The organism is Nocardiopsis sp. CNR-923, assembly GCF_001942255.1.
In the GTDB taxonomy this organism is placed as follows: Bacteria; Actinomycetota; Actinomycetes; order Streptosporangiales; family Streptosporangiaceae; genus Nocardiopsis.
On sequence record NZ_MKKC01000044.1, the window covers coordinates 90,393 to 102,613 of the forward strand.

Consider the following 12,221-nt stretch of genomic DNA (forward strand, 5'->3'; position numbering starts at 1 on the left):
CCGGGCACGTACGGAGGGCTCGGGCCCGGCCGAGGCCGGACCCGAGCCCTGTGCGCGAAAGCCCGTGTCAGGGCCGCCCGTCAGCGCGGATCAGTACCGCGAGGCCGCGTCGTAGCGGTCGCCGCGGCGGTTGTCGCCGCGGAAGCCGCCGCGACGGTCGCCGTCGCGGAAGCCGCCGCCCTCACCGCGACGTTCGCCCCGGGGACGGTCACCCCGGTAACCGCCGCGCGGACCGCCGCCCCGGTAGCCGCCCCGGCGCGGACCGCCGCGGCCGCGCCGCAGACGCTCGGGCTCCGGCGGCTCGATCCACGGCTCCCAACTGGGCTCCTTGGCCCCGGTCACCTCGGTGAGCAGCTCGTCACCGGGGTTGACCAGGTGCTGCTTGGCCTCGACACCGGCGTCGCTGAGCAGGCGGCGGGCCATCCGGCGCTGGTTGGGCGCCACCAGGGACACCACGGCGCCCGAGGAGCCGGCGCGCGCGGTGCGACCGCCGCGGTGCAGGTAGTCCTTGTGGCCGGTGGGCAGGTCGATGTTGACGACCAGGTCGATGCCGTCGACGTGGATGCCGCGCGCGGCGACGTCGGTGGCGACCAAGGCCTGGATGCGGCCTTCACGGAACTTGGCCAGGGTGCGGGTGCGCACGCTCTGCGTCTTGCCGCCGTGCAGGGACGCGCAGGGCACCCCGGCCTGGACCAGCTGCTCGCTGATCGTGTCGGCGCGGTACTTGCTGCGCACGAACAGGATGGTCCGGCCCTCGCGCGCGGCGATCTGGGCGACGATCCTGTTCTTGTCGCGCGGCAGGACCTTGAGCAGGTGATGCTCCATGGTGGTGACCTGCGAGACCGGCGGGTCCACCGAGTGGGTACGCGGGTTGTTCATGTACTTGCGCACCAGCCTGTCGACGTCACCGTCGAGCGTGGCGGAGAACAGCAGGGTCTGACCGTCGGGGTGCACCTGGTCGAGCAGCTCGCTGACCTGCGGCATGAAGCCCATGTCGCACATCTGGTCGGCCTCGTCGAGAACCGAGACCTCCACGTCGCCCAGGTCGCAGGCGCCTGCTCGATCAGGTCGGTGAGGCGGCCCGGGGTGGCGACGAGGACGTCGACGCCGCGGCGGAGCTCGTTGATCTGGCGGGTGTAGGAGCTGCCGCCCACGACGTCGCCGACGCGCATGCCCAGCACGCGGGCGTAGCCGCGCAGGGCGTCGCGCACCTGGTGGGCGAGTTCGCGGGTGGGCACGAGGATCAGGGCCCGGGGTCGGGCGGAGGCGGCGCGGCGCTCGGAGCAGCGGGTCAGGACCGGCAGGCCGAAGGCCAGGGTCTTGCCAGATCCGGTCCGGCCGCAGCCGAGGACGTCGAGTCCGTCGATCGCGTCGGGGATGGTCGCGGCCTGGATCGGGAACGGGGTGGTCACACCGTTCTTGGCCAGCTCGTCGACGATGTCCTGGGGCAGCCCGAGGCCGTCGAAGGCAGGCTCTACGGCAGTGTCCGTCAAGTGACGTGTACCTTCCTCATCGTTTGGCGGCGTTTCGAGGAAGGCTCCACACGGCCACGGGGACCCAGCGAAGAAATCACACAAACGCGCCTGATCACACGCGGAAGCGGGCCCCGATGGACATGGGGCTCCTGGGCTCTTCGAGTTGAGAGTGGTGTCGACACCGTCGACACGCTGTCCGCGTCTTGTGCGGCCCGGCACGCTCGGATGCGCGCGGCAATGGAATGACCGCTTGGAGCAGCGTACTAGAGATCCCCTGGGATCGGGGACGGGATGGGCGGATTTCACCGGTGATCCAGGTCTCCCCACCCCGCCCCGCGTGGGAGCGCGCCCTACCGCCGCCCCGCAGCCGTCCCCGCGGCGAGCGCCGTGAGCCGACCGATCTGGGCCCGGCGCTCGGCCTCGGCCTGCTGTTCGAGCGTGTTGCCCGTGGCCCGCTGGAGCAGGTCCTTGGTGGCGGTCGCCGCGTCGCGGTCGGTCGCGAGCAGTCCCTGGATCAGGTCGTCGACGGCGCCGGGGAGTTCGTCGACGCCGACGACGAGTTCGGCTAGGCCCAGCTCACGGGCCTCGTGGGCGCCCACGCGGCGCGCCGTCAGGCAGATCTCGGTCGCGCGGTGCACGCCCACGATGTCCACCAGGGGCTTGGTGCCGGTCAGGTCCGGCACCAAGCCGAGCGCCGGTTCCTTCATGCACAGGGAGGCGTCGTCGGCCAGGACGCGCAGGTCGCAGGACAGGGCCAGCTGGAATCCGGCCCCGATGGCGTGGCCGCGCACGGCCGCGACGGTCACCAGGTCGGGGCGGCGCAGCCACAGGAAGCCCTCCTGGAGGCTGGCGATGTACTCCTCCAGCCCGGCGGCGTCGGCCGAGCCGTCGGCCAGGCCCGTGACGATGGACCGCTCGCCGTCGACGCCCTCGGGGGTGAACATGCCGAGATCGATGCCCGCGGAGAAGATGTCACCCTCTCCGGCGATGACGACGATTCGGACATCGCCGGGCAGCGTCTGGCCGATGTGGGCCAGCGTGGTCCACGTACGCCCGGTCATCGCGTTGCGGCGCTCCGGACGGCTGATGGTGATCCGGGCGACCGGCCCGTCCACCGCCAGCCTCAGCCCCGCCCTGGACAGCTGCTCCTCGGTGGGCGCCGTCCCGGCGTCGTGCGCTGCCTGTGCCATGGGTTCCTCCGTCGTGTCGGGTTCGACCCTGACATTACTCGCTGGTAACCGAAGCGTCTCGGTCGGGCGCGCCCAGCGCGGCGCCGCCGACCCCCTACACGACCGGTCGCCGGCGGCGGGTCGCCCCACCCCTCCCACGCAGTTCGACCCCCGCCTCACCGAGCAGCCGGTGGACGAACCCGTAGGACCGGCCGGTGGCCGCAGCCAGCATGCGGATGCTCTCGCCCTCGTCGTAGCGGCGCTTGAGTCGAACGGCCAGAGCCGAGCGGTCCTCCCCGGACACGCGCGTGCCCTTGCTCAGCGCATCGTTCACAGATCACTCCTCGGAGTCGTCGTGAGCCGGATCGGGCTCACCGCCATGATCCGACACCGGTACGGGACGAGGCCACACCCACGGTGCGCCACGCCCCCGTCACTCTCCTCGGACAGGATTTCGGAACACCGCAATACACGGCCGAAACGCACGGGGGTGAACCTCGCGGCGCGCTGGGCGTCCGCGCCCCCGACGTCGGGCCGCGGGCCGCGGGCCGCGGGGCGCGGGGCGCGGGCCGCGGGGCGCGGGGCGCACGGCTCACGCGAGCGCGATGAGATCCTCGAACTCGGCGTTCCAGACGTCCTCGACTCCGTCTGGCAGAAGGATGACCCGCTCGGGCTGGAGCGCCCCGACCGCGCCCTCGTCGTGCGTGACCAGCACGATCGCGCCCTTGTAGTTGCGCAGCGCCGCCAGGATCTCCTCGCGGCTGGCCGGGTCGAGGTTGTTGGTCGGCTCGTCCAGCAGAAGCACGTTCGCACTGGACACCACGAGGGTGGCCAGGGCCAGCCTGGTCTTCTCACCGCCCGAGAGCACCCCGGCGGGCTTGTCGACGTCGTCGCCGGTGAAGAGGAAGGAGCCCAGGGTCCTGCGCGCCTCGACCTCCGGGAGGTCGGGGGCCGCGCTCATCATGTTCTCCAGCACGCTGCGATCCACGTCCAGGGTCTCGTGTTCCTGGGCGTAGTACCCGAGTTTGAGCCCGTGACCGGGCACGATCCGTCCGGTGTCGGGTGTCTCGACCTCGGCCAGCAGGCGCAGCAGCGTGGTCTTGCCCGCACCGTTGAGTCCGAGGATCACGACACGGCTGCCCCGGTCGATCGCCAGGTCCACGCCGGAGAAGATCTCCAGGGACCCGTAGGACTTGGACAGCCCCTCCGCCGTGAGCGGCGTCCGTCCGCTGGGGGCGGGGTCGGGGAAGCGCAGCTTGGCGACCTTGTCGACCTTGCGCACCCCCTGCACCCCGCCCATGATCCGGTCGGCACGGTTGAGCATCTGTTGCGCCGCCCGCGCCTTGGAGGCCTTGGCCCGGAACCTGTCCGCCTGCTTACGCAGGGTGTCGGCCTGCTTCTCGGCGTTGGCCAGCTCCCGGCGGCGACGGCGCTCATCGGCCTCGCGCTGGGTCAGGTACTGCCTCCAGCCCATGTTGTAAACGTCGATGACGCTGCGGTTGGCGTCGAGGTAGAAGACCTTGTTGACCACGTGCTCGACCAGGTCGACGTCGTGGCTGATCACGATCAGACCGCCCTGGTGCGACTTGAGGAAGTCACGCAGCCAGACGATCGAGTCGCCGTCCAGGTGGTTGGTGGGCTCGTCCAGCAGCAGGGTGTCCGACCCGCTGAAGAGGATGCGCGCCAGTTCGATCCGGCGGCGCTGGCCACCGGAGAGGGTGTGCAGCGGCTGGGAGAGCACGGTGTCGGGCAGTCCCAGGCTGGAGGCGATCGCGGCGGCTTCGGACTCGGCGGCGTACCCGCCCAGCACGTGCAGCCGCTCCTCCCACCGCGCGTAGGCGCGTACGCCCTTGTTCCGGGTCTTGGTGTCGGTGCTGGCCATCTTCTTCTCGGCCCCGCGCAGCCCCTCCAGAGCCTCGTCGATGCCCCGCGCCGACAGGATCCGGTCCCGGGCGATCACGTCAAGGTCGCCGGTGCGCGGATCCTGGGGCAGGTAGCCGATGGAGCCGGAGGACGTGACGGCGCCGCCGGTGGGCATCCCCTCGCCCGCGAGCACCTTGGTCATGGTGGTCTTTCCCGCGCCGTTGCGACCGACCAGGCCGATCCGGTCTCCCGCCGCGACGCGGAACGTGCTCGGCTCCAACAGGACCCGGGGTCCGACGCGCAGTTCGAGGTCGGTGGCGATCAGCATGGCAGGGGCTTCCTAGCGGTGGTGGGACGGATCGGTCGGGGCCGGGGCCGGGAACGGCCCGGGGCGCGGGGGTCGGCCCCGGTCACCGATGCGGACGGCAGGTCCGACCGGTCCGGGCGGCCGACACAGCCTAACGGCACCCGTTCGGGGTGGCACCGGGATTTCGACCGCGGGCCGGGGCGGGCGGCCCCGCCCCCACAACGGGAGCGGGGCGGCACGCATTCCCGGCCGGGCCGCCCCGCGTCGATCGCGGACGTCCTCCCGAACGCATCGGGTCCGCGCCCGGGATCAGGTCCTGGTCGCCGAGGCGCCGCCGACCCCCTCGCCGCCCGGTCGTCCCGCGTCACCGGGCGGGGCCGCACCGCCGGTGTCGACCGCCCGCCCGGAGTCGGGAGCCGCGACGGCGTGGTGCGTCGGCGGGCGGTTGCGCAGCAGGGCGGCGAGCACGGCGGCGATCGGCGTGGCCAGGAACAGGCCGGGGATGCCGCCGAGGATGCCGCCGACGGTGAGGGCGATGAGCACCACGGCCGAGGGCAGTTCGAGGGCCTGGCCGTAGATGCGGGGGGCGAAGACGTTGCTCTCCAGCTGCTGCACGAGGATCACCCCGCCGAGCACGACCAGCGCCACGATCCAGTTCTCCGTCACCAGGGCGACGAGGACGGCGAGCAGGCCGGAGAGGAACGCCCCGATGATCGGCAGGAACGCGCCGACGAAGGTCAGCACGATCAGCGGGATGGCCAGGTTGGTGTCGATGAGGAAGACGAGGAAGATTCCGATGCCGACGGCGTCGAAGAGGCCGACCATCGCCACACCGCGCACGTACCGGCCCATCACCCCGTAGGCCACGTGGCCGCTGTACCGCAGACCCGGACGGGACTTGGGCGGCAGCAGGGTCACGATCCACTCCACCAGCCGGTCGCCCGAGTGCACGAAGTAGACCGTCAGCGCGAGCATCAGCACCAGCCCCAGGAGCAGCTGGAACACGGCCGTCGTCGCGGTCCAGGCGCCGGTGAGGATCTGGTCCTGGTTCTCGGTGATCGCGTCCTCGATCTGCTCCCAGGCGCTGTCGATCAGACTGCTGAACAGCGCGGGGTCCAGACCGAAGGGCACCTCCAGCTGCTGGAGCTGGATGACCGCGCTGTTGACGCTCTCGACGAGGTCGTCGAAGCCGCTCACGGCGGGCGTGACGATCATCGAGATGACCCCGCTGAACACGGCGAGCCCGAAGACCACGCTGACCGCGGTGGACGTGCCCCGGCCGAACCCGGAGCGCTTGACCGGGTTGGGGCGGCGCAGCCAGTTGGCCATGGGCATGAGTAGCGCGGTCAGGAACACGGCCAGGATCAGGGGCAGCGTGACGACGCTCAGGTAGACGAGCGCGTAGACGAGCAGCCCCGCCACGACGCCGATGATGAGCGCCCGCCAGGCCACGTCGCTGACCGTGCGGAGGATGTCGCCCGCACCGACGTCGTCCTGTTCGGCCAGTTCCGCCTCGGGGAGTTCGGGCTCGGGGGCGGAGGCGACGGGGTCCGCCGCCCGGACGCGGCGCTCGGCACGGACTCTGCGGGCCGAGATCCACTTGTTCAGGAGCGCCCACACTCCCGGCCGCTGGGCTTGCACATGGACTCCATTCTCTGGGGGTCGCTGGTGGGGCGTCCGGGAGCCGACGGGCGGAGCCGCCGTCACCGGGATCGCCGGGGTGCGCGATCCGGCTCTCCCACGTCACGTGGTTCCCAACGAATCAGAACTGCCAGGGTTCCCTGGAGCCGCCGCTGCGGACGATCTCGTTGCCGAAGGGTGCGAGGGCCACGGGGATCATCTTCAGGGACGCCCACGCCATGGGTAGTCCGATGATAGTGACGGCCAGCCCCACGGCGGTGACGACATGGCCGATGGTCAGCCACCATCCGGCGACGATCAGCCAGATGACGTTGAGGGCGGTGCTGCCCCCGCCCGCTCCAGGCCTGCGCACGAGCTCCCGGCCGAAGGGCCACAGGGCGTAGCTGGCCATGCGGAAGGAGGCGACGCCGAAGGGGATCGTCACGATGAGGACGCAGCAGATCACTCCCGCCACGACATAGCCGACCGCCAGCCAGAACCCGGCGACGAACAGCCAGATGACGTTGAGGACAAGTCGCAGGAGAGCCATGGTGTGCCTCATCTCCTCGTGTGTCGGGTCGGGGGGACGGCCCGTGTGGCCGCCTCCGCGCTTGTACCGCTACCGCCTATGACGCGGGGACGCCTCGACCCGTTCGGCGCCGTTTCTCGAACCCTTCCCGGGTTGTGACGGGGGGACGGCGCCCCTGGAGCCCCTCCCGACGGCCGTCGCCCAGGGTGAGGACATACGGTCAAGCCCTATCACGCGACCCGGTGTTGTCCGCAATGTGATCGGCGCATCAGGGGGAGCCCCTAGGCAGGCGGGACATCGCCCCATACGATGTGCTGTGTCCTTCGCAAGGCCATAGAACTTGCGATTTGCGACAAACTCGGACAATCCTCCAGATGCCACCCAGCACGCATCAGGTTTCGGTAACGGTTCTGCGAGTAATTTTCCCACCCCCCGTGCATGAGCGGGAGTGGGGATGGCATGATTACGTACCGGCTCGGACGGAGGCCGTCACCGCCTCCGCAGCCGTTCGTGTGAGAGCACTCCGTCCCCGGCGGACCAGCGCCGCCAGGACCGTGTCTTCTCGTGGTCTCAGCCACACCGGGGAACACCGCCACACCGTCCGGCGTTCGCGTCGTGCGGGGTGCCTCACGCCGCACGACAACTTTTGGTGACTGAAGCTTTTTTCGACAGCTTACTAGCGATTTCAGTAGAGGTGGTTCAAGCATGTCTCAGGTACGTCGGCAGGCCGCGCTGCGCCCCCGCCCGAGCTGGGGGTGGCAGGATGCCGCCGCGTGCCGGGGCGAGGACCTTGTGCTCTTCTTCGGCCCCGATGGCGAGCGCCAGCCGGAGCGGGAGATCCGTGAGCGCAAGGCCAAGGAGATCTGCGCGGCCTGTCCGGTGCGAACCGACTGCCTGGACTACGCGATCTCGCGTCCGGAGAAATACGGCACCTGGGGCGGGCTCAACGAGGACGAGCGCGCCTCCGAGCGCCGCCGCCGGATGCGCCGCGCCAACGCTGCCTGACCCAGGCTCCCGACGCCCGCTCTGCGGATCTCCCCCGGTGGCCCCGGCCCCCGAACAACCCCGCCGGCGCCCCGACGATCACTCGTCGAGCGCCGCGGGTTTTCTCGTGCCCGTGCCCCCGGTCGCCCACGGCGCGCGAACGAACGCCTCCGGGCGCGAACGCGCGCTCACCCCTGACGCCCCGCGAGGTGTCGATCGAACCAGTCGAGTGCCTCGGTCGCGACCCGCCGCCACTCCTGGCCCCCTTCGAGAAGCTGCTCGGCGCCCTCCACCACACGCAGATCCGTGGGCCCGCCCATACGCCCGCGCGCCCACTCGCTCAACTCGCGGACGAAGGAGTCGCCGCTCTCCAGCATCACCAGCGTCGGCGCCCGCACCTTGGGCAGACTCGGTTCGGCCAGGTCGATCCGGCCGCCGTAGACCACGACCGAGTTCACGTCCCGGGGGTGTTCGGCCGCGGTGAGCAGTGCCGCCGGGGCCGCGGTGCCCGAACCGAGGATCCCCACCGGTTCGCTGGCCGCGTCCGTGGCGCGCCGCAGCCACGTGACCGCCGCGTTCAGCCGATCGCCCAGCACCCCGGTGTCGGCTCCCTCGGCGCGTTCGGCCCGTTCGCCCGTGGTCAGCAGGTCCAGGAGCAGGGTGGCGTAACCGGCGCGGCGCAACACGGAGGAGATGGCCCGCCAACGCGGATCCGCCCTGCCCTCCCCCATGGCCACGACGATCGCACCGCGCAGGGTCGCGGGCATGGTGAGATCCCCGTCGAGGTAGTCCTCTCCAGAGCGGATCCGCACGCCGCGGGTGACGTCGGACGGGGGTTGGGCACGGCCGCGCTCGGCGAGGATCGCGGTGACGTGCCCGTCGGAGAGCTGGGAGAAGTCCCGGTACCACTCCCCGACCGCGTGGAAATTGTCCGGGGCGCTGAGGACGACCAGGGCGTCGGCCTCCGACCGCAGGCTCTCGACGGCCTCCGGCGCCGCGACGGGCACGGCCAGGATCAGCTGGGCGGGCTGGGCCTGGCGGACCATCCGGAGCGCGGCTCGGGCGGTGCCGCCGGTGGCGACCCCGTCGTCGACGACCACGCAGTCGCGCCCGGCGATCCGCGGCGCGGGTCGGTCCGCCCGGTAGGCGCGGCGGCGACGTTCGAGCTCGTCGCGCTCGGCCTCGACGGTCTCGGCCAGCGCCTGGCGCGGGATGCGCATCCGGGCCAGAGCGAGGTCGTCGAAGGTGACGTGCCCGTCCTCGGAGATCGCGCCGACTCCGAGTTCGGGACGGCCGGGAAGGCCGACCTTGCGGACCATGAGCACGTCGAAGTCGGCGTCGATCAGCCGGGCGAGTTCGGCGCCGACCGGAACCCCGCCTCGGGGCAGGGCGAGCACCAAGGGGTCCGTGACCGCGTACGGACGCACGCGCTCCGCGAGGCGGCGACCCGCCTCGGACCGGTCGGTGAAGGGCAGCGATACGGGTACCGGGTTCATGTCCTCACCGGTGCCGGGACCAGGGCCCCGGCACCGCTCCTCTCGGCTGTCCGGGTGAGCCGTTGGAAAAGTGGTACCGGCATACCCCGCGCGACGGCGGTCACAACCCCGCCGACAGGCAAAAACCGTGAGTCAGGTGTTTTTCAGGGAGGTTCTGAGCACGGCCATGAGCAGCGCGTCGTGCCTGCGCCCCTCCCACAGCAGCGCGTCGCGCAGCCTCCCCTCGACGGTGAATCCGCACGATCGGTACACCGCGATGGCCCTCATGTTGAAGGCGTACACGTACAGCCAGACGCGGTGCAGTCCGATCCGGTCGAAGGCGTGCTCCAGCACGAGCTCGGTCGCCTCCCGGCCCAACCCCTGACCGGCGAACTCGATCCCCGACAGCGCGATGCGGTATCCGGCGCTCTCGTTCTCGGGGGACACGTCGTAGAGGGACAGCTCGCCCAGGTAGCGGCCGTCCTTGGGGGCGGTGATGGCCAGGTCGAGGCGGTCGGTGCGGCCGGCCCGCGTCTCGCACCACTCGCGCGCCTGGCCGTAGGTGAGATGTCGGTGCGTACCGGTGAGCCTGCGCACCTCCTCGTCGAGGCTGGCGGCGAAGTAGGCGTCCGTGTGCTCCGGGCCCAGGGGTACCAGGCGCACGCGTTCGCCGACGAGGGTGGGCGCGTCTCGCAGCGCGCTCGCGTTCATCATGGGCACTTCCGGTTCCGTCCGGGCCGTGCGCACGGTTCCCGGCATGGGGGTCGGCGGACAGGGGTGGGGCCCGTGCGGGAGGGGCCGCGGGGCCGGTGCGGAACGTGACGGTGACGTTGGCGGAACACCTATGTAAATCGGCCGCGGCGTCGGAGGCAAGCCCGGGGACGGACGCGAACGAGAACGGGATGTCGGCCCGGAGGCGGAGTGGATAGCATCCGCACGCACCGTCCGCCCCCTGGGAGCCACCGTGAACAGGCCCACCGACCCGACGACAGCGACCGCGGCGCCCCCGTCCGAGGCGCGGCGCGCACGGGTGGCGGTATCCACCCTCTTCTTCGTCAACGGGTTCACCTACACGAACGCGGTGCCGTGGCTACCCGTGATCAAGGCCGAACTGGGCCTGAGCAACACGGAGCTGGGCATGGCGATCGCGTCGGGGCCCGCCGGCGCGATCCTGACCGGGATGCTCGCGGGACCTGTGATCCACCGGTTCGGCAGCGGGCGTGCGGCCGTCGGCACCAGCCTGATCACTCTGGGCGCGCTTCCGCTCATCGCGCTGGCGCAGAACTGGTGGTTGCTCGCGACCGCGTTCCTCGTCCTGGGCAGCGCCGACGCGTGGACCGACTCCGCGCAGAACGCGCACGGTCTGCGGGTGCAGCGACGCTACGGACGCACCATCATCAACACTTTCCACGCGGTGTGGAGCATGGCCGCGGTCGCGGGCGGTGTGGTGGGCGCGACGATGGCGGGTGTGGGTGTGCCCCTCCTGGCGCACCTGGGCGGGGTGACGCTCGTACTGGTGTGCGTGAACCTGCTGGTGAGCCGGATGCTGCTGCCCGGGGCCGAGCACAGCGAGCGCGAGGACGGAGCCGAGGGCGCGGACGGGCGGCGCGCACGCGTGCCCGTGCGGGGTCTGCTCCTGCTGCTGTCGCTGGGTGTCCTGCTGGTCTTCGCGGCCGGGATCGAGGACTCGGCCGCGTCGTGGGGGGCGGTGTACATGACCGCGGAGCTGTCGGCGCCCCTGTTCCTGGCGGCCATGCCGTTCGTGGCGTGCCAGGCGATGATGACGGTGGGGCGCCTGGTCGGGGACCGGGTGACCGACCGCTTCGGCGCCGCCGCCGTGGGCGCGGGATGCGGTCTGCTGGCCGCGGGGGGCATGGCGCTGGCGCTCCTGGTCCCGTATCAGGTGGCGGCCGTCGCCGGGTTCGGGATCATGGGGCTGGGCGTGTCCACGCTGTTCCCGTTGACGCTCGCGGCCGCCGGTGACGTGCCGGGGGTGCGCACGGGTGACGGTCTGGCCGTCGTGGGCTGGTTGGGGCGCGCTGGGCTCCTGGCCTTCCCCCCGTTGGTGGGGATGTTGGCGGACGCCACCGACCTCAGCGTCGCTCTGTGGGCGGTCGCGGCCGCGGGTGCGGCGGCCTTCCTGCTCTCCCCCGCGCTGCGCCCGCGTCGCTGAGGAGCGTCGTGAGCCGGGCCGACCGGATGGGTCCGGGCCGTGCCCCGAGGCGCCGAGAGGGCCCCCGACCGCGAAGGGTCGGGGCCCGACGCACGTCACGGCCCGTGGGGGCCGTGGGGTGCGCTCCTCAGGCGACCGACGCGGGGCGGCGGGCACCGGCCCAGAGGGCCATCGCGCCGATCCCGGTCACGACCACGCCGCCGAGCACGAAGCCCTGGAGGTCGACGCCCGTCGTGGCGAGCGCCTCCTGCTCCTCGTCATCGTCGGACGACCCGTTGGAGTTCGAGTCGTCGCTCGGGGCCTGGTCATCGCCGTCGTCGTCGCCGGAACCGCCGTCACCGGGGGGGGTACCGCCGCCGTCGCCGTCACCGTCGCCAGGGGGAGTGCCCCCGCCGTCACCAGGGGGGTTACCGCCGTCGCCGCCGTCACCAGGGGGGTGCCGCCGTCGCCCGGGGCGGGAGCGTCGAGCTGGGCCGCCGCGGAGGCGCGACCGTCTGCAGCTCCACCTCGGGGGAGGTGGTGGACGCGGTCTCCTCGGCCGTGTCGGCGAACGCCGGGCCGACCGAGAATCCGGCCACGAACAGGCTGGCGGCGGTCACCGTCAGAGCCCGCTTCTTGGGGGACAT

At 71.8% G+C, this 12,221-nt stretch carries 10 protein-coding genes and 1 pseudogene; 2 read left to right on the forward strand and 9 right to left on the reverse strand.

Features of this window, described 5'->3' with window-relative positions; all coding sequences use genetic code 11:
- Nucleotides 1-90 precede the first annotated feature (90 nt).
- The 6 genes and pseudogenes from BJF83_RS03010 to BJF83_RS03035 all read right to left on the reverse strand — a co-directional run bounded on the left by BJF83_RS03010 (nucleotide 91) and on the right by BJF83_RS03035 (nucleotide 6,984).
- Nucleotides 91-1,493: pseudogene (locus tag BJF83_RS03010) on the reverse strand (DEAD/DEAH box helicase).
- A gap of 332 nt (nucleotides 1,494-1,825) precedes the next feature.
- The gene (locus tag BJF83_RS03015) at nucleotides 1,826-2,665 is read right to left on the reverse strand and encodes an enoyl-CoA hydratase/isomerase family protein (protein WP_075925081.1); all 840 of its coding nucleotides are present in this window, start codon (nucleotides 2,663-2,665) and stop codon (nucleotides 1,826-1,828) included.
- 94 nt (nucleotides 2,666-2,759) lie between these two features.
- On the reverse strand, nucleotides 2,760-2,978 hold the full coding sequence (locus BJF83_RS03020; protein ID WP_075925082.1) for a helix-turn-helix domain-containing protein: 219 nt from the start codon (nucleotides 2,976-2,978) through the stop codon (nucleotides 2,760-2,762).
- A gap of 258 nt (nucleotides 2,979-3,236) precedes the next feature.
- On the reverse strand, nucleotides 3,237-4,835 hold the full coding sequence (locus BJF83_RS03025; RefSeq protein WP_075925083.1) for an ABC-F family ATP-binding cassette domain-containing protein: 1,599 nt from the start codon (nucleotides 4,833-4,835) through the stop codon (nucleotides 3,237-3,239).
- Nucleotides 4,836-5,123: 288 nt separating this feature from the next.
- Nucleotides 5,124-6,455: an AI-2E family transporter gene (locus tag BJF83_RS03030; RefSeq protein ID WP_075925084.1), complete on the reverse strand. Its 1,332-nt coding sequence runs from the start codon at nucleotides 6,453-6,455 to the stop codon at nucleotides 5,124-5,126.
- A 121-nt stretch (nucleotides 6,456-6,576) separates the two neighbouring features.
- Complete coding sequence (locus tag BJF83_RS03035) at nucleotides 6,577-6,984, reverse strand: YccF domain-containing protein (protein ID WP_075925106.1); 408 nt, start codon at nucleotides 6,982-6,984, stop codon at nucleotides 6,577-6,579.
- Nucleotides 6,985-7,668: 684 nt separating this feature from the next.
- On the opposite strand from BJF83_RS03035, the gene BJF83_RS03040 reads away from it, so the two are divergent.
- Nucleotides 7,669-7,968, forward strand: coding sequence for a WhiB family transcriptional regulator (locus BJF83_RS03040; RefSeq protein WP_017588640.1), 300 nt, complete (start codon nucleotides 7,669-7,671; stop codon nucleotides 7,966-7,968).
- 167 nt (nucleotides 7,969-8,135) lie between these two features.
- On the opposite strand, the gene BJF83_RS03045 is transcribed toward BJF83_RS03040, so the two are convergent.
- The gene (locus BJF83_RS03045) at nucleotides 8,136-9,443 is read right to left on the reverse strand and encodes a phosphoribosyltransferase family protein (protein ID WP_075925085.1); all 1,308 of its coding nucleotides are present in this window, start codon (nucleotides 9,441-9,443) and stop codon (nucleotides 8,136-8,138) included.
- 132 nt (nucleotides 9,444-9,575) lie between these two features.
- Nucleotides 9,576-10,136 carry a GNAT family N-acetyltransferase gene (locus BJF83_RS03050; protein WP_075925086.1) on the reverse strand — a complete coding sequence of 187 codons (561 nt, stop codon included), beginning with the start codon at nucleotides 10,134-10,136 and terminating at the stop codon, nucleotides 9,576-9,578.
- A gap of 250 nt (nucleotides 10,137-10,386) precedes the next feature.
- On the opposite strand from BJF83_RS03050, the gene BJF83_RS03055 reads away from it, so the two are divergent.
- The gene (locus BJF83_RS03055; RefSeq protein WP_075925087.1) at nucleotides 10,387-11,595 is read left to right on the forward strand and encodes an MFS transporter; all 1,209 of its coding nucleotides are present in this window, start codon (nucleotides 10,387-10,389) and stop codon (nucleotides 11,593-11,595) included.
- A 425-nt stretch (nucleotides 11,596-12,020) separates the two neighbouring features.
- Here the strand turns inward: BJF83_RS03055 and BJF83_RS28385 are convergent, their stop codons facing one another.
- Nucleotides 12,021-12,221, reverse strand: a complete 201-nt coding sequence (locus BJF83_RS28385; protein WP_075925088.1) for a hypothetical protein — start codon at nucleotides 12,219-12,221, stop codon at nucleotides 12,021-12,023.